Source organism: Vibrio sp. 2134-1 (genome assembly GCF_033339495.1).
The window spans coordinates 1-534 of the sequence record NZ_JAWOUS010000883.1; the positions used below are offsets into that span (position 1 = coordinate 1).

Consider the following 534-nt stretch of genomic DNA (forward strand, 5'->3'; position numbering starts at 1 on the left):
GCCGAGAGCCAAGGGAGTTATTGCTCCTGCTGCACAAATCTGCCAATAACCTTGTGACCATCATTAACGACATCCTCGATTACAGCAAAGTCGAAGCAGGCAAGTTGACGCTTGTTGAAGAGGAGTTTGATTTGCGCTCGTTAGTAGAGAGTTGCACGGCATTGTGTGCGTATCAAGCGGATAAAAAGAACCTTAAGTTATTGGTTGATATGCCATTAGCCATGAATACGGTCGTGGTCGGTGATAAAGGTCGGATTAATCAAATCTTACTTAACTTGCTCGGCAATGCAGTGAAATTCACGGATGAAGGTCATGTGCAGCTGAAAGTAAGAGAAAGTGAGCTCGGTTTTGATTTTTCAGTGACCGATACAGGCATTGGAATTCCTGAAGACAGGCTAACTCATATTATGGATAAATTTGAGCAGGTCGATACCTCCGCGACAAGGCGACATGAAGGAACGGGCTTAGGGTTGGCAATCTCAAACCGTTTGATCAGCATGTACAACGGTGAGCTTTGTGTGCACTCGGATTTTG

Annotated in this window: 1 protein-coding gene; it reads left to right on the forward strand. The window is 45.1% G+C overall.

The window, feature by feature from the left end:
• Window positions 1–534 (forward strand): sensor histidine kinase (locus R7R78_RS29055; protein WP_318119858.1); only part of this gene is annotated, 534 nt, incomplete at both ends.